13 protein-coding genes are annotated in these 15,976 nt (G+C 68.6%); 4 read left to right on the top strand and 9 right to left on the bottom strand.

Annotated features, from left to right (window positions below):
• Positions 1 to 2 precede the first annotated feature (2 nt).
• The 7 genes from ABY44_RS40015 to ABY44_RS40045 form a co-directional block, all read right to left on the bottom strand.
• The gene (locus ABY44_RS40015) at positions 3 to 3,839 is read right to left on the bottom strand and encodes an AMP-binding protein (RefSeq protein WP_060174782.1); all 3,837 of its coding nucleotides are present in this window, start codon (positions 3,837 to 3,839) and stop codon (positions 3 to 5) included.
• Between the two features lie 89 nt (positions 3,840 to 3,928).
• Complete coding sequence (locus tag ABY44_RS40020) at positions 3,929 to 4,825, bottom strand: MBL fold metallo-hydrolase (RefSeq protein ID WP_059524875.1); 897 nt, start codon at positions 4,823 to 4,825, stop codon at positions 3,929 to 3,931.
• A 5-nt stretch (positions 4,826 to 4,830) separates the two neighbouring features.
• Positions 4,831 to 5,829: a ketoacyl-ACP synthase III gene (locus tag ABY44_RS40025; RefSeq protein ID WP_060174781.1), complete on the bottom strand. Its 999-nt coding sequence runs from the start codon at positions 5,827 to 5,829 to the stop codon at positions 4,831 to 4,833.
• Complete coding sequence (locus ABY44_RS40030; protein WP_175862430.1) at positions 5,826 to 6,956, bottom strand: 3-oxoacyl-ACP synthase III family protein; 1,131 nt, start codon at positions 6,954 to 6,956, stop codon at positions 5,826 to 5,828. The genes ABY44_RS40025 and ABY44_RS40030 overlap by 4 nt, the downstream gene beginning before the upstream one ends.
• Positions 6,935 to 7,822, bottom strand: a complete 888-nt coding sequence (locus ABY44_RS40035) for a hypothetical protein (RefSeq protein ID WP_060174780.1) — start codon at positions 7,820 to 7,822, stop codon at positions 6,935 to 6,937. The genes ABY44_RS40030 and ABY44_RS40035 overlap by 22 nt, the downstream gene beginning before the upstream one ends.
• Positions 7,819 to 9,480, bottom strand: a complete 1,662-nt coding sequence (locus tag ABY44_RS40040; RefSeq protein ID WP_060174779.1) for an AMP-binding protein — start codon at positions 9,478 to 9,480, stop codon at positions 7,819 to 7,821. Before ABY44_RS40040 ends, ABY44_RS40035 begins: the two co-directional genes overlap by 4 nt.
• A 728-nt stretch (positions 9,481 to 10,208) precedes the next feature.
• A complete protein-coding gene (locus tag ABY44_RS40045) occupies positions 10,209 to 10,880 on the bottom strand; it encodes a TetR/AcrR family transcriptional regulator (RefSeq protein WP_059697229.1) in 672 nt (223 codons plus the stop codon).
• A gap of 94 nt (positions 10,881 to 10,974) precedes the next feature.
• On the opposite strand from ABY44_RS40045, the gene ABY44_RS40050 reads away from it, so the two are divergent.
• Both ABY44_RS40050 and ABY44_RS40055 read left to right on the top strand, forming a co-directional pair.
• Entirely contained in the window at positions 10,975 to 11,805 is an 831-nt protein-coding gene (locus tag ABY44_RS40050) for an NmrA family transcriptional regulator (protein WP_059697228.1), read from the top strand.
• On the top strand, positions 11,802 to 12,287 hold the full coding sequence (locus ABY44_RS40055; RefSeq protein WP_060174778.1) for a DUF1772 domain-containing protein: 486 nt from the start codon (positions 11,802 to 11,804) through the stop codon (positions 12,285 to 12,287). Before ABY44_RS40050 ends, ABY44_RS40055 begins: the two co-directional genes overlap by 4 nt.
• A 26-nt stretch (positions 12,288 to 12,313) precedes the next feature.
• On the opposite strand, the gene ABY44_RS40060 is transcribed toward ABY44_RS40055, so the two are convergent.
• On the bottom strand, positions 12,314 to 13,114 hold the full coding sequence (locus ABY44_RS40060) for an AraC family transcriptional regulator (protein WP_060174777.1): 801 nt from the start codon (positions 13,112 to 13,114) through the stop codon (positions 12,314 to 12,316).
• 90 nt (positions 13,115 to 13,204) lie between these two features.
• Here ABY44_RS40060 and ABY44_RS40065 point away from each other — a divergent pair, with 90 nt between their 5' ends.
• Both ABY44_RS40065 and ABY44_RS40070 read left to right on the top strand, forming a co-directional pair.
• Positions 13,205 to 14,113 carry a DMT family transporter gene (locus tag ABY44_RS40065; protein WP_027792389.1) on the top strand — a complete coding sequence of 303 codons (909 nt, stop codon included), beginning with the start codon at positions 13,205 to 13,207 and terminating at the stop codon, positions 14,111 to 14,113.
• Between the two features lie 26 nt (positions 14,114 to 14,139).
• Positions 14,140 to 15,087: an ATP-binding protein gene (locus tag ABY44_RS40070; protein WP_059697250.1), complete on the top strand. Its 948-nt coding sequence runs from the start codon at positions 14,140 to 14,142 to the stop codon at positions 15,085 to 15,087.
• Positions 15,088 to 15,095: 8 nt separating this feature from the next.
• Here the strand turns inward: ABY44_RS40070 and ABY44_RS40075 are convergent, their stop codons facing one another.
• The gene (locus tag ABY44_RS40075) at positions 15,096 to 15,962 is read right to left on the bottom strand and encodes a DUF2071 domain-containing protein (protein ID WP_060174776.1); all 867 of its coding nucleotides are present in this window, start codon (positions 15,960 to 15,962) and stop codon (positions 15,096 to 15,098) included.
• Between the last annotated feature and the right edge of the window lie 14 nt (positions 15,963 to 15,976).

The following is a 15,976-nucleotide window of genomic DNA, read 5'->3' on the forward strand; positions in this document are numbered from 1 at the left end:
TCTCACAGGATCGAAGGTTGGGCTGCAAAGGTTGAAGGAGCATCCGGATCGGCGTGCGCCACGACCGCCGCCGGCGCGGCGCCGCGAGTACGGGGCGCGAGATGAGCGGCCAGCGCGCGAATGGACGGGTAGTCCCAGACCGCGGACGGATCGACGCTCACGCTGAACGCCTCGCTGAATACGATCGTCATTTCGACGGCGAGGATCGAGTCGAAGCCGATCTCGGCGAACGTCGACTCGCGCGTCAATCGAAGCTTGCGGTGCTTGAGGCGCTCGCCCAGCCACGCGATGAGCCATTGTTCGACGGCATGAACCTGCTGGCGATCGAGCAGGCTCGCCGGCTCGCCCGCGATCGGGGCCGGTGCCGAACCGGCGTCTTCGTCGGCCGGCGTGTCGGGCGCGTCGGGGGTGTCGGGCATGCCGGTGGCCGGGTGCTCGCCGGGATTGGCGTCCAGCAACGGATCGACGAGCTGGCTTGCACCCGGGACCGTTTGCTCGATCGCGCCGATCTCGAGCCCGATCCGCGCGGCCCAGTCGTGCAATTGCGCCGACGTGGTCAGTGCGGATCGCAGGCCGACCTGCCGCTGTGCCGCCTCGATCGCGAGTTCGTACCGGCGCTGCGCCCAGCGCAGCGCGCCGTCACCGATGCGCTGCTGCGCAGCCCCGCGTTCGGTCACCGCGAGCAGCAATCCCCATTGCGCGACCGTGCCGAGCCAGTAATTGACCCAGACGGCGGCATGCGCGGCGCCGCCGAGTTTCGCCGCATTGGCGAGCCCGTCCTGCGACAGTTGGGCGCCAAGCTCGCGCAGCTCCGTGGCCAGCACGCCGGCGCCCAGTGCGCTTTCCAGATAGCGCGGAAGCTCGTCGCTTCCGTTCAGCAGACGGCTGCCGAGGTGAACCAGCAGCGTCTCGGTCGGCCCCTCGAAGATGCGGGTCAGGCGCGCGTCGCGGAAGATCTGCGGCGCGAAGTTGGTCTCGATGTAACCGCGGCCGCCCAGGAACTGCATCAGCTCGTCGGCGGATTGCGACAGCAGCTCGGAGCCGAGAATCTTCGCGATCAGCAGGCAGTCTTCAGGCAACGTGACGCCGAGGTCCAGCTCGGTGGCCAGGTGCTCGACCAGCGCGTCGAGCCCGTCGATGCGGTCGCGCAACTCGCCCAGGCGCAGGCGGCTCAGCGGATTGTCCAGCAGGAGCCCGGTGGCGACCTCGCGCCGCGCCCCGTAGCGATGCATCAGCTGCGCACAGCGCTTCATGCCGCCCACGCTGACGGCGGCGATGCCGAGGCGCGCAATGTTCATCGCGTGCTGCGCCACGGACATGCCCTGGCCGATGTCGCCGAGCCGGCATGCGTCGCTGATCCGCGCCCGATCCAGATGCAGCGAATTCTGGATCATGCCGCGCACGCCCATCGTCAGCTCTTCGGCGCCGATCCGCACGCCCGGCGTGCCGGGTCGCACCGCCAGGCCGACCATTCCCGTGCCGTCGGCCTGCTTCGCGAACACGTTGATGATCCCCGCCCACGCGGACGAGCCGCTCCAGCGCTTGGTGCCGGTGACCAGCCAGTCGCCGGACGCGGTGCGCTGCGCGCGGGAGGCGATCGCGCGGACATGCGAGCCCGCGGCCGGCTCCGTGATCGCGAATGCGGCGAGCATCCGGCCGCTCGCGAGGCTCGGCAGCAGTTCGTCGCGCAACGCGGGCTGCGCGTGCTGCATGATCGGCACGATGCCGAGCGTATTGTTCAGGGCGACGAAAAAAGCCAGCGTCGAATCGATCGCGGCCAGTTGCGCAAACACGCGCGCCATGTCGCGGTGGCCGAGCCCGAGCCCGCCATGCGAACGGTCGACCGGCATGCCGAGCAGGCCCCGGTTGCCGAAGTCGAGCACGATGTGCGGCGGAATGGTGCGTCGCTCGTCGATGGTGCGCGAATCGATCCGCGTGCGGGCGTAGTGCCTGAGCCAGTCGTTCAGTTCGTCCACGGTGGCGGCGTCGTCGCGCCCGCGATCGTTGGCCGTCGGCTTGTCGGCACCGGCGGCCGGGCGCGCGGGCTGCCCGCGATCGGGTGCCGGCGTCTGCGTGCCGGCGTCGACGTCCCACTGCGCGAGGATCGTCAGCGCGCCGTCGTGCAGCTGCGTGCGGCAGGTGCTGCGGCGCACCTTGCCGCTCGACGTCTTCGGCACGCTGCCGGGCGACACCAGCACGATCCTGCTCGGCCCGATGTCGAGGCGGTTCCAGATCGCCTGGCGAATCGCGTCGATGAAGCTGTCGAGATTGCCCTTGCGCTGCGTGCGCTCGACTTCGGCCACGACGATCAGGCGTTCCGCGTCGGCCTGGTCGTCCATGAAGGCCGCGCAGCCATTCGGCACCAGTTCCGGCACGCCGACGATCAGCGCGTACTCGATGTCTTCCGAGTAGTAGTTGCGGCCGGCGAGGATCACCATGTCCTTGAGCCGGCCGGTGACATACAGTTCGTCATCCAGAATGAAGCCGAGATCGCCGGTGCGCATGAATGCCTGGTCGCGGTCGCCGGCCAGCGTGTGCCGGAAGGTCGAATGCGTCTGCTCGTCCAGCCGCCAGTAGCCGGCGGCGACGCTCGGGCCGGCCACGCAGATTTCGCCGATGGTCCGGTCGTCGCACCGGGCGTTGGTCTCCAGGTCGCGCACGATCACCTGCTGTTCGCCGTCGGTGCGGCCCACGCCGACCAGAACCCGCTCGCCCGGGCGGTCCAGCGGTTGCGGCGACACGCCGAGGGTCTCGTTGCGCAACACCACCGATTGCCGCTGGAGCGCGGCCTGGTCGACGCACAGCGTGCGGACCGGGTGCCGTTCCGTGCGGCCGGCGACGTACAGCGTGCCCTCCGCGAGCCCGTAGCACGGCAGGAACCCGTCGGCGGTGAAGCCGGCTGCCGCGAAGCGCTGCGAGAAATCCGTCAGGGTGCTGGCGCGCACCGACTCGGCGCCGTTGTACGCGGCCCGCAGGCACGACAGGTCGAGCGTCGCCAGTTGTTCGTCGGAGATCCGTCGGCAGCACATCCGGTACGCGAAATCGGGCGCGCCCGTCAGGTCCGCGCGGTACTGGCTGATCGCGCGCAGCCACAGGTATGGATGCTGGATGAACCGTTCCGGGGCCATCAGCACGCTGCGGAAGCCGCCGTAGAGCGACGTCAGGATCACGCCGATCAGGCCCATGTCGTGATACGGCGGCAGCCAGCTGACGATCGTGCTCGACTCGTCATACGCAAGCCATTCGCGTATCAGCCCCAGGTTGTGGATCAGGTTCGCGTGACTCACCATCACGCCTTTCGGTGTGCCCGTCGTCCCCGACGTGTATTGCAGAAACGCGATGTGGGACGGCTGCACGCCGGCGGGCGAATCCACGGGAGCCAGCGCCTGCGCGCCGCCGACGTCGAGCAGCGTGCTGCCGGACGCGTCGGTATCGGCGAGCCAGGTCGAGCAACGCGCGTGGTCCTCGGCCGAGCAGAGGATCGTGTCGGCGCCCGCGTTTTCGACGATGCCGGCGATCCGCACCATATGCTGCCTGTTGCGTGGCGGGTAGGCCGGCACCGCGATCGCGCCCGCATACAGGCACCCCATGAAGGCGCCGACGTAATCGAGCCCCGGCCGGCACAGCAGCAGCACCCGGTCGCCGACGTCGACCGCGTTCTGCCGCAGCAGCGCGGCGACCCGGCGGGCGCGCACGTCGAGCTCGGAGAAGGTCATCGATTCGGCCCGTTCCTGCTCGGGCGGCCCGCTCAGGAACACGTAGGCGGTGTGGTCGCCGCGTGTGGCGGCGCGGTTCTGAAGCAATTCGCCAAGCGTAGTCGGCAAGGTCGCAGTGGTCATGATGTCGTCGGAAGAGGAATGAAAACAGCGAGCAGGGGCCCCGCACCGGCCGGCGCCCGTGCGTTGCCGCGGCGGACATCCGGATACGGCTATTCGGCGCGATGGAACAGGTCGATCATGTGCGTCATGCTTTTGAGATGCAGGAAACGCGGCACGACCTTTTCGCTTCTTGCCGCGTAACGGGCCGTCCACTGGTGGGCCAGTGCCTGCGTGGCGGCGGCGTTGCCGCGAACCGCGCGTGCGTCGGCCTCGCGTGCATCGAGGCACGCGCGCGCATGCCGTGCGGCCGACCGGGCGAGCTCGCCGGTGAGGATGCCGTGGTGCCCCAGGGCAAGCCGCGGTGCATGCAGCTGTTCGATGACGTCCAGCGAGTGCCGGTACGCAAACAGGTCCTGAAAGACCAGCGGCAGCCAGTGGGAGGCGTCCTGAAACTCGCCGAGCGCATCCGACACGAAACCGATGTCCAGCTGCGGGCAGTAGTAGCCGAACTGGCAGCGGCTGTGGCCCGGCAGCGCGATCGTGCGGATCTGCATCCCGTCGCCGATATCGAGCTGCGCGCCCGGATTGACCGGGTAGAACGGCAGGTCGGACAACTCGGTGAAATCGGCGCCGGCGGCGGGTTCCCACGACCGTGACGCGTGCTCGTCGAGCTGGCGGATGGTGCGGCACGCCGACGGGCTCTGGAACGCATCGAACGCGTCGGGCGAACCGGACACATGCAGCCACGGCATGCGCGACTTGAGCGTCATCAGCAGGCTGCAATGGTCATAGTGCGAGTGGGTGATCAGCCAGTAGCGCAAATGCCGGATGCCGCCGAAGTCCCGCAGCAGGTCGTGAAGCTGCTGCCATACGAGCGCCGTCATGCCGCTCAGGCCGCCCTCGATCAGCGTCGCGGCCTCGTCGTTGACGATCACGTACAGCGGCACGTCGGCGGTGCCGATCAGCGCCAGCCGCGGCTCGATCCACCCGGGGGATGCGTTCAGCATGTCGTTCAGCTCCGATAGAGCGCACAGGCCCATGTCGCGCCCGCGCCGTAGGTCACGAGGAGGTTGAGCTGGCCGGCCGGCATGCGGCCTTGCTCGCGGGCGAGGGAGAGCGCGACCGGAAACGCCGCGCTCGCCATGTTGCCCAGTTGATCGACGGAAATCATGCAGCGCTCGCGGGGCAGCCCGAGCCGCTCGATGACCGCGTCGAGGATGCGCAGGTTCGGCTGGTGCGGCACGACCAGGCCGATATCGCCGATCGTCAGCCGGTGCTTGTCGAGCATCTGCCGGCACGCGTCGACGATGCGGCGCGTCGCGTCTTCGAACATCGGCGCGCCTTTCATCCGGAAGTGGTGGCGGCCGGCCGCGATGTCGTCCGCGTCGATGAAGCGCGGGCGCCGCGCGCCGGGCGCCTCGGTGGCGAGCAGGTCGAACTGGGTGCCGTCGGCGCCGAGCGTCAGGTCGATCAGCCCGCGCGCCGGCTCGGCCGTCGCCTGCAGCAGCAGCGCGGCGGCGCCGTCGCTCAGCAGGATCGACAGGTTGCGCCCGGCGTTGCTCGTGTCGATGCGCCGCGACAGCGCCTCGGCGCAGACCAGCAGCACGTTGCGATACAGGCCGCTCGCGAGGAAGTGGCGCGCGATCTCGATCCCGTAGAGCCCGCCGCTGCATTGCGCGCGGATGTCGAAGCACGGCACCTCCCGCAAGCCGAGCCGGGGCTGGATGTAGCACGCCTGCGACGGATCGTGATGATCGGGCGACAGCGTGTTGACGATCAGCAGGTCGACGTCGTGCGCCGTGACGCCCGCGTCGGCCATGGCGCGTTCCGCGGCCGGGCAGGCGAGATCCGCCAGATGCTGATCGGGGGCGAGATAACGTCGCGCGACGACACCGGTGCGTTCGCGAATGAACGCGTCGCTGGTGTCGATCATGCCGGCGACTTCGTCGTTGCCGACGATCCGCTCGGGCAGCGCATGGCCGAACCCGGCGATGACGAGACGGGCGCTCATGCCTGACCCTCCTGTTCCGTCACGGCGGCGACCGTGCCGCCCGCATCGGACACGACGGTTTCGCCCCAGCGCCACAATTGCGCACCGAAGCCCCAGCCGGCGCCCGCGCCGGCAATCACGACCTTCGATCCCGGCCGGATCACGCCCTGCCGGATCGACTCGGCCAGCGCGAACGGCACGGCGGCCGACACGAGGCACGCGCAATCGGCCACGCGAATCACGTACTGATCGGACCTGAGCCCGAGCCGCTGCGCCCATGAGCGCACGAGCAGCGCGGACGGCTGGTGGAACACCATCGCATCGACGTCGGCGATGCCGGTGCCGCTCCGGTGCAGCAGGCGCTCGACGATGTCGGGAATGGCCACCGGCATGAAGCGCGAGATCGCCTCCTGCGCTTCGGGCTTGAGCGTGAAATACACGCCGAACGGGTTGTCGGCGCCGGTTTCCGCGTCGTCGTCGGCCGCGGCCTGCGCATTGCGCCACTGCATCGTCACGAGGTCGTAGCGGGTGGCGTCGCTGTGATATGCGGCATCCAGCCAGTCGGCGCCGTCGGGGTCGGCCGGCTCCGCGACGAGCACGGCCGCGGCCGCGCCGTCGCCGAAGTTCGTCGACGACTTGCTCGTGTAGTCGACCACCGCCGACATGCGCTCCGACGAGCACACCAGCGCCCGTTTCACGCGCCCCTGCTTGATGAGGTTGGCGGCGAGCTGCAGTTGCAGCACGAAGCTCGCGCATTCCATCTCGATATCGGCATCGAGCGCGCGCGTGGCGCCGAGCCGGTCGCGCAGCGCGCGCGAGAGCCGCGGCGCGAACCGGCGCCGGCCGTCGGCGAGCGACACGAACGGCGACGTCATGTTGAACAGCACCAGGTCGAGTTCGGCGGGCTCCACGCCGGCACGCGCGAGGGCATCGCGGGCCGTGCGCTCGGCCAGCGCCAGCTCGGATTCGCCGGCATCGGGGTCGATCATGTGGCGCGATTCAATGCCCCAGAATTGCCACCATTCCGCCGGAATGGGCTCGACGCCCGCAAAGACGGGATCGTCGTTGGGGACCTGGCGTGCCGGCAGGCGGCAGGCGAGACTTGCGATTCGGACGTTGTGCACCGTCAGACCTCCATCGTGCTGCAGGCGATGCGCGGCCGGAACGGATCCAGTGTCATGGCGATCACCGTCCGTTCATCGTCGCGCAACGAAATCGAATCTGCGACGCGCGACGCGAGCCACGCGGGCAGCTGGAACGGGTTCGGAATCTCCGCCGGACCGGTGACGACGTCGACGCGGAAAGCATCCCGCGCGCCGGTGGCGATCGACGGCCATCCGCCCAGCCACGATTCGCAGAACAGCGTGGCGGCACGCCGGTCGATGCGGCTTTGCGCCGCGTCGAGCATTGCGTTGACCGCGGCGCCCGCATTGGCCGGTTCGGCGTCGAACCGGCCGGTGGTGCGATCGAACCGGCTTTCGAAGCGGGCCAGCGACAGGCTGCCGTTCACGCGCCGGGGCGCAAGCGCGTCGAGCGTCGCGAACGGCGGGGAATCGAGATCCGCGTAGCGGCTCGCATAAGCGCGGTCATGGCCAGACGGCGTCAGCACGATCGCGCCCGCACCGTCGGCGAAGCCGCTCTCGGCCACCTGCTCGACGTCCGCGAGCGCTTCCGCGCGAACGACGAGCGCTCGCCGATAGCCGAGCTGCCGGCAATGGCTTTGCGCGAGATCGAGTGCGAGCGTCCAGTCCGCATCGAGCAGATCGAACACGGCCGCATGTCGCGCACGCAGGTCGCGCTGCACGGGGTGCGCCAGCCGCGGGCCCGCGATCGACGGGGCGTCCGCCATCCGGCTGGGGGAGATCGACAGGCTGACGATCAGATCCAGTTCCGACGGCAGGCAACCGGCTTGTTGCAGCGCCTGCCTGGCCGCCTTGATCGCGTAGTCGTTCGCGCAGGATTGCGCGGTGATCGCGGGGGCCGGAATGGCCGCCGCGGCGCCGAGAATTTTCATAGGATTTCTTCGCTTTGGACTGCTTGATTCAGGGAACGCGCCGCGCCATGACCCGCCTGCCGGAGCACGGCGCGCCGCAATTTGCCCGATTCGTTGCGCGGTAAACCGGCGTGATAGGCCACGCGATGCGGGCACTTGTATGGCGCAATCACGCTTTTCACGTGCTGCTGAAGCTGCGTCGTCAACGCATCCGAGCCGTCGACGCCCGGGCGCAGCACCACGTGCGCGCAGATGAGCGTGCCGCCCCGTTCGTCGACCTGCCCGACGACGCCGCATTCGGCGATATCCGGATGGCGCAGCAGCGCCTGCTCCACTTCGCCGGGCGACACCGTGTAGCCGGAGGTGATGATCATGTCGTCCGCGCGTGCCTGGTAGAACAGATAGCCGTCCTCGTCCAGGTAGGCGCTGTCGCCCGTCAGGTTCCAGCCGTGCTTGACGTAGTCGCGTTGCCGCGTGTCGTTCAGGTAGCGGCATCCGGTCGGCCCCTGCACGGCCAGGTAGCCGATCTCGTAGGGCGGCAGGCACTGGCCGTGCTCGTCCACGACGGCAACGCGGTAACCGGGCACCGCCTTGCCGATCGCACCGTCCTTCGTGCCGGTGTCGCCCGTCGACGCGAAGATGTGCAGCATCTCGGTCGACCCGATGCCGTCGATCAGGTGCAGGCCGGTGCGGATCTGCCACGCATCGCGTGTCCATGGCGGCAGCGCTTCGCCCGCCGACACGCATTTGCGCAGGGACGAGATGTCGCACGGGTCACGCTGGTCGAGATGATCGAGCATGGCCCGATAGGCCGCCGGCGCCGTAAACAGGATGCTGACCCGATGCCGCTCGACGGCGGCCAGCAGCTGTTCCGGGCCCGCTTTCGGCAACAGCACGACGCTCGCGCCGACGCTGACCGGAAACAGCAGCAGCGCGCCGAGGCCGAACGTGAACGCGAGCGGCGGCGATCCGCAGAAGACGTCGTCGGCCGTAGGCCGGAGCACGTGCTGCGGAAAGCAGTGGCAGGCCGCCATCACGTCGCGATGAAAATGGACGGTTGCCTTCGGTTCCCCGGTCGTTCCCGACGTGAACGCGATCAGGCAGGGATCGTCCGCGCGTGTTTCGGCGGCCGCGAATGCCGCCGAATGGCCGTCGAGCCAGCGCGCGTGCGGATGCGTGTCGTCCGTGTCGTAGCGTCGAACGTCGCCGCGCCACTGCAGGCTCGTCATCGCCGCGTCGAGTTCGGCGGACAGCCCGGCTTCGCAGATGACGTGCGTGACCCGGGCCCGCCCGATGATGGTCGACAGTTCTCCCGCGCGCAGCTTCGGCATCGTTGCGACGGCGACGCCGCCGGCCTTGACCACGCCGAACCACGCGGCGGCCAGCATCGGGTGATTCGCGCCGTGCAGCAGCACCCGATTGCCGGCCACGAGGCCCCCGTCATGGACGAGCAGGTTGGCGATCCGGTTGGCGGCATCGCGCAATTCGCGATACGACCACGTGATGCCCGACCCGGTCGTGATCGCCACGCGATCGCCCCAGCCGCGCTCGTCGACGGCGGTATCCAGCAGCGCGGCGGCGCAATTGAGAAACGGCGGAAACTGCAGCCCCGGCAATTCGAAGACGAACGTCGGCCAATCCTCGGCAGGGGGCAAATTCGCGCGGCAAAAGTCGTCCATCGTCAGCGCTCGCAAGAGTGTGAGTTCGAAGTTCGCGATAGCGGTGCGGTGCAGCGTGGGCCGTGCGCCATGACCGGACGCAGCCCGCGCAGCCTGAGTCGCGATGCCAAAGAGATGTGGTCGGGGCGGCAGGCATCTGCCGCCGAGCGACGCACGGCGTGCCCGGTCAACCGGATGAAGGCTGGCCGGTTTCGGTGGAGTGATATCGTCTCATTTGATTTTCAAAATAAACAATAATCGATCGGTTTAATTCAAATTCGCCTGAATCTGAAATTCGTCGATCAATCTGGTCGGCGTCAAAAAAATCCTGGCGCAAGCTTAGCGGAAGCAATATTGAAAAGTAAATGGAAGAATCGATGGATGATTGTGATTATTGATTGAAATCGATTCCATTGATCATCGTCATTTTTTAATTAATCTATTCCGGTAAATCATCTCGCGATTTATTGACTCCGGCGGAGTCTGGCTGCCGCAACGCTGAATAAAGCGTCGCGGAGTTCACCGGCGCGAAACGCGCGTCGCTTCATGAAGCGGATTGCTTTGCGCGAAAAAAACGGAAGCTCCGCGCTTTCGAGCGTAGCGGAGCTTTGAATCGGTTTGAACGGGGAATCAGGGATGCGGGCGCCGCGGTCTCGCGTTGCGCCCTTGGTTTTTTTGTAATTATATTGGCGAATATTCAATAATGAACGGGGAATGAGAATTTCCCGATTATGAAATTCGTGCGCGGCCTAGCTGTCAAGCACGGAAAGATTTTCCGGCAATGTTTGCTTGAACATCGCGAGAATCCTGCGCGCCGCCTTCGGCGGCAACTCGATCGCATGTCGCACCGCCGCGGCGATCAACACCATCGTCAATTCCGAGAACGCCGCCAACTGCGCGTCGGGCACCGCCGGTGCGAGATCCCGCAGTGCATCTGTCAACAGCCCCGCCAGAAACTCGCCGTCCGCCCGGTCGAGCGCCTGCAGTGCGCGGTCGGCCTGCGTGGCCCGCCAGATGTCGCGCATCAGCGGCTCGTCGACGAACATCCGGTAATAGCTGTCCGTGATGCGGGCGAGCGTGGCGTGCAGGTCGTCGAGCGACTTCATCGCGGCGAGATCGCGCCGCACGCAGTCGTGCCCGGCTTCGTTGTAGCGCTCCGCGAGCGTGCCGATCACGGCCGCCTTGTCCGGGAAGTACTGGTACAGCGAACCGAACGAGATGCCCGTGCGCTCGACGATGTCGCTCATCCGGAACGCGTCGCAGCCTTTCTCGATCATCACCTCCGACGCGCTCGCGAGAATGCGCTCGAACCGCTCGCGGCTGCGTTGCTGCGTCGGTACCAGCCGCGCGCGCGCCGGGGTATCCGATGCCGCTGCCGCCGCGTCGGGCTCGTCGTTTTGCCCCGATTTTTGTCGGCCCATGCCGCCTCCAGAAAAACTTGACGTTGCTAATGCGAGAGTCTATCGTGTTTTCGAAACGCGAGACATTCTCGCATTTTGGTCAAAGGAGACGGTCATGTCGGCACTTCCCACCCTCATCGTCGGCGGTTCGGGCAAGACGGGCGCCCGCGTCGATGCACGGCTGCGCGCGCGCGGCATCGCGACGCGGCCCGTGTCGCGCACGTCGGCCGTCCGCTTCGACTGGACGGCGCCCGAGACGTGGCCCGCCGCGCTCGCGGGCGTGTCGGCCGCGTACGTGACCTACCAGCCCGATCTGGCGGTCGTGGGCGCGGTGGAGGCGATCGCCGCGTTCGCGCGGCTGGCGCGGGAAAGCGGTGTCGAGCGCGTCGTGCTGCTGTCCGGGCGCGGCGAGCCGCGCGCGCAGGCCGCGGAGGCCGCGCTGCAGGCGTCGGGCGTGGGCTGGGGCGTGGTGCGCGCGAGCTGGTTCAACCAGAACTTCTCCGAGGGCTACCTGATCGACGGCGTGCTGGCGGGCGAAGTCGCGTTGCCGGCCGGCGCGGTGCGCGAGCCGTTCGTCGATGCGGACGACCTCGCGGACGTCGCGGTGGCCGCGCTCACCGATGCGCGCTTCGCGAACCGCGTGATCGAGGTCACGGGCCCGCGCGCGCTGACGTTCGCCGAAGCGGTCGGCGAAATCGCGCGGGCCGCCGGCCGGCCGGTCGTCTATCGCGAGATTCCGGCCGATGCGTTCGCGGCCGGATTGCGCGAGGCCGGCGTACCGGAGCCGGTCGTCGTGCTGCTCGACGATCTGTTCGGCGTGGTGCTCGACGGGCGCAACAGTGCGGTGACGCACGGCATCGAAGCGACGCTCGGGCGGCCGGCACGCGACTTCGCCGACTATGCGCGCGCGACGGCCGCGACCGGCGTGTGGAGTGCACGATCATGATCGCGTTCGTGACGCCCGTCTTGCTGTGGGGCTCGGCCATCGGCTGCGGGCTGATGGCCGGCGTGTACTTCGCGTTTTCGACGTTCGTGATGACGTCGCTCGGGCGGATCTCGCCGCATGCCGGCGTGGCTGCGATGAACGCGATCAACGTCGACATCGTGCGTTCGCCGTTCATGCCGCTGTTCCTCGTCACGACGCTGATGGCGCTGGCCCTGGTCGTGATCGCGCTGCTCGATCGCGGCCAGCCGGGGGCGATGGCGGCGCTCGCGGGCGGCGTGCTGTACGTGTTCGGCATGTTCGCGGTGACGATGGCCGTCAACGTGCCGCTCAACGATGCGCTCGCCGCGGCCGATCCGTCGACCGCGCACGGCGCCGCGCTGTGGACGCGTTACGTGCACGACTGGACGAGGTGGAATCACGTGCGCACGGTCGCGTCGGCCGCCGCATGCGTGTTCTTCATCGCGGGGATCGCGGCGCGGTAGCGTCCCCCGTCGCGCACGGCCACGCGCTACGCGTAAAACGCCGACGGCGACACGCCGAAATGCCGCTTGAACATCGCCGAGAACGCGCTCTGGCTGCTGTAGCCGTGATCCATCGCGACGGTCAGCACCTTCTCGCCGTGCGCGAGGCGCTTGAGCGCGAGCAGCAGCCGCGCCTGCTCCCGCCAGCGGCGGAAGCTGAGCCCCGTCTCGCGCCGGAACGCGCGATGCAGCGTACGGACCGACAGGCCGAGCCGGTCTGCCCATTCGGTGATCGTGCACGGATCGTCGGGCGCGGCGACGAGCGAGTCGCAGATCGTCCGCAGCCGTGCGTCGTGCGGCCACGGCAGGTACAGCGGCAGCAGCGGCGCGACCGTCACCTCGGCGAGCAGCAGGTGCATCAGGTGATCGTGGCGCGAGCCCGGCGCGTAGTCGAGCGGCACGTCGACCGCGGCGAGGATCAGCTCGCGCAGCAGCGGATGCACTTCCACCACGCAACTGCGCGCGGGCAGGTGCTCGACCGTGCCCGGTTCGACGAACACGGTGCGCATCTGCACGTCGCCGCTCATCTGCACCGTGTGGTCGAGGCCGGCTTCGAGCCACACGCCGCGCGTGGGCGGCACGACCCACGACGCGCCCTCGGACTGCACGTGCATCACGCCCTCGATCGCATAGAGCAGTTGCGCGCGGCGATGGCAGTGCGTCGGTATCGACGTGCCGTGCGGGTACGCCGCCGCCATCGCCGACACAGGCATCGGCGTCGATTCGTAGCGCAGGTGCGCAAGCGGCGGGGTGGGCTCGAGTGTCCGATTGGCGACAAGTCCTGACATTTTGGCGTGAGACAGGCAGTTGGGCGGGCGGGCACGATGGCGTTCCGATTCACGCTCGCACCCTGCCACGATATTAATCCGTCAAACGCGATGAACAAGCCTCCTTTTCTGTTTCCCTTCTGCGCGATCGCGCTGTGGGCCGGCAACGTGGTCGTGTCGAAGCTGTCGGCATCGACGATCGACCCGTCGGCGATCACGTTCTACCGGCTGCTGCTCGCCGTCGCGCTGATGAGCGTGTTCACGCTGCGCCCCGCATGGCGCAACCGCGCGGCGCTCGTCGCGCACCTGCCGAAGCTCGCGGTGCTCGGTTTTCTCGCGATGGCGCTGTTCCAGAGCCTGTCCTACGAGGCCGCGAAAACGACGAGCGCGACCAACATGGCGATCATCACGGCGCTCGTGCCGCTGATGACGATGGCGCTCAGCTCGCTGCTGCTCGGCGATCCGCCGGGGGCCGGCATGATCGGCGGCGGGGTGCTGTCGCTCGCGGGCGTCGTCTACCTGATCGCCGAGGGGCACCCGACGACGATCGCCGCGCGCGGCGTGCACGCGGGCGACCTGCTGATGCTGGCCGCGTCGGCCGCGTATGCGCTGTACGGCGTGCTGCTCAAGCGCTGGCGCATCGGCGCGCTGCCGGCGTGGCAGTCGACCTACGTGCAGGCGCTCGCCGCGCTCGTCTTCATGGTGCCGATGCTGCTGCGCCTGCCCGCGCAGGCGGCGTGGCCGACCCGCGCGAGCGTGCCGCTGATCCTGTATGCCGGCGTGCTGGCGTCGGTCGTGCTGCCGTACCTGTGGATGCAGGGCGTGCGGCTGCTCGGCCCGAGCCGCTGCGCGATGTTCATGAACCTGCTGCCGGTGATGACGGCCGGCGGCGCGATCGTGCTGCTCGGCGAATCGCTGCGGCTGTATCACCTGATCGGCGGCGGCGTGGCGCTCGTCGGCGTGGCGATCGCGCAGCGGTTCCCGTTCCACGCGAGTGCGTCGCAGGGAGTACGGCAATGAGCGGCGACCGCGACATGCAGAACCTGATGGCGGCGCTGCCGGACGCGCGCGCATCCGTCGACGGTCCGGCGCTCGCGCATCAGCTCGAACGGATCGCGACCGCGCTCGAGGCACTCGCGGGCACCGGCCGGCCGGCGGCCGTCGATTTCGACGCGGCCGTCGCGTTCCGCTGGCGCGGTTTCGACGGCGGGCCGCGCACGGCGCCGCTCGAACCGGTCGCGGCGCCTGCGCTGACAACGTTCGATGCGCTGCGCAACGTCGAGCGTCAGGTGGCGATCGTCGAACGGAACACGCGGCAGTTCGTGCGCGGGTTCGCGGCCAATCACGTGCTGTTGACCGGCGCGCGCGGCACCGGGAAGTCGTCGATCGTGAAAGCATGCCTGCACGCGTTCGCGCCGCACGGGCTGCGGCTGATCGAGGTCGGCAAGGAGCGGCTGAGCGATCTGCCGGCGATCGTCGAGCTGGTGCGTGCGCGGCCCGAGCGGTACATCGTGTTCTGCGACGACCTGTCGTTCGAGGCCGGCGAGACCGGTTACAAGGAGCTCAAGACAGTGCTCGACGGCTCCGTCGCGAGCGATCTGTCGAACGTGCTCGTGTACGCGACGTCGAATCGCCGCCATCTGATGCCCGAGCAGGCGAGCGACAACGCGAACGTGTCGCGCGCGGAGAACGGCGAGCTGCATCCGGGCGACGCGGTCGAGGAGCGGATTTCGTTGTCCGAGCGCTTCGGGATCTGGGTGACGTTCTACGGGTTCACGCAGGATGCGTACCTGGCCGTCGTCGAAAGCCGGCTCGGCGAAGCCGGGTTCGATGCGGAGCAGATCCGCGCGGCGCGCGAACCGGCGCTGCAGTGGGCGCTGGAACGCGGTGCGCGGTCGGGGCGGATTGCCGGGCAGTTCGTGCGGGATTACCTCGGGCGGCTGGCGGACGAACGCGACGCGGACGAACCCGCGCACGCGCGGCGCGCGGGTTGAGCGGGGCGTTACAGCACCCGCTCCGACAACACGCGGAACGCAACATCCGGCACGACGAAGCACAGCGGTTCGCCGGTCGTGCCGATCCGCGAGAGGAAGGCGCCGCCGCCGACCGGTTCGACCGGTTTCAGCGGCCGCACCGCATCGATGTCGATCGGCAGGTCGATCGAAGCATGGGCGAGGCCGTCGCAGTCCGCGACATGCGCGACGGCCGCGTGCTGCAGCGACAGGTAGGCGACGGCGTCGCGCCAGCTTCCGAAGAACGGCGCGAACGCGGCGGGTAGCGTGTCGTCGTTCGATACGGCCGCCGAGCAGTGGAAATCGGGCGCGCTTCCGGTTCCGCCTGACAGCAGTGTTCGATAACGTCCGTCCTGCACGGCATGGGTGAAACGCGCGGCGAGATGCGACGGCAGCGCGTCGCTGAAGAGCCGGCTGCCAAGCGCATAGAGCGGATGATCGAACACGTTCTTCACGAACAGCACCGTGCGATCGGCCGGCACGCCACCCGGCAGCGCATCGACGTAAAGCCGCCAGTTGCTTTGCAGCGGCGACGGGAACACGCGTCGCAGCGGGCCCGCGATACGCGGGCCGAAATGGCGGTGCGCATAGGTGAGGATCGTAAACGGCGTGCGGCCGTCGCGGCTCGCGAGCGTGACGCCGCGCGGCACCAGGTGCGCGACGGCGGCGACATCGACGAGCCAGGTGCAGTACACGACGTTCTCGACTTCGCTCGCGAGTTGCAGGAACGGCAGCTGCGACAGCAGCGCGCGGCGTGCGCGCAGCAGCGGGCGGCTCGCGACGAGCCGGTTGGCGAGGCGGCCGACGGGACCGGCGGACGGGTAAACGAAGGCGTTGTCTTGGCGCATGACCGGCATTGTGCCGATGTCGC

The sequence above is a fragment of the Burkholderia sp. ZZQ-2 genome (assembly GCF_050768715.1).
Classification (GTDB): domain Bacteria; phylum Pseudomonadota; class Gammaproteobacteria; order Burkholderiales; family Burkholderiaceae; genus Burkholderia; species Burkholderia cepacia.

Excerpts from the sequence above, each read along its gene's own strand:
- ABY44_RS40015 (WP_060174782.1), bottom strand. The coding sequence starts at position 3,839 with ATGACCACTGCGACCTTGCCGACTACGCTTGGCGAATTGCTTCAGAAC.
- ABY44_RS40020 (WP_059524875.1), bottom strand. The coding sequence starts at position 4,825 with ATGCTGAACGCATCCCCCGGGTGGATCGAGCCGCGGCTGGCGCTGATC.
- ABY44_RS40025 (WP_060174781.1), bottom strand. The coding sequence starts at position 5,829 with ATGAGCGCCCGTCTCGTCATCGCCGGGTTCGGCCATGCGCTGCCCGAG.
- ABY44_RS40035 (WP_060174780.1), bottom strand. The coding sequence starts at position 7,822 with ATGAAAATTCTCGGCGCCGCGGCGGCCATTCCGGCCCCCGCGATCACC.
- ABY44_RS40040 (WP_060174779.1), bottom strand. The coding sequence starts at position 9,480 with ATGGACGACTTTTGCCGCGCGAATTTGCCCCCTGCCGAGGATTGGCCG.
- ABY44_RS40045 (WP_059697229.1), bottom strand. The coding sequence starts at position 10,880 with ATGGGCCGACAAAAATCGGGGCAAAACGACGAGCCCGACGCGGCGGCA.
- ABY44_RS40050 (WP_059697228.1), top strand. The coding sequence starts at position 10,975 with ATGTCGGCACTTCCCACCCTCATCGTCGGCGGTTCGGGCAAGACGGGC.
- ABY44_RS40055 (WP_060174778.1), top strand. The coding sequence starts at position 11,802 with ATGATCGCGTTCGTGACGCCCGTCTTGCTGTGGGGCTCGGCCATCGGC.
- ABY44_RS40060 (WP_060174777.1), bottom strand. The coding sequence starts at position 13,114 with ATGTCAGGACTTGTCGCCAATCGGACACTCGAGCCCACCCCGCCGCTT.
- ABY44_RS40065 (WP_027792389.1), top strand. The coding sequence starts at position 13,205 with ATGAACAAGCCTCCTTTTCTGTTTCCCTTCTGCGCGATCGCGCTGTGG.
- ABY44_RS40070 (WP_059697250.1), top strand. The coding sequence starts at position 14,140 with ATGGCGGCGCTGCCGGACGCGCGCGCATCCGTCGACGGTCCGGCGCTC.
- ABY44_RS40075 (WP_060174776.1), bottom strand. The coding sequence starts at position 15,962 with ATGCCGGTCATGCGCCAAGACAACGCCTTCGTTTACCCGTCCGCCGGT.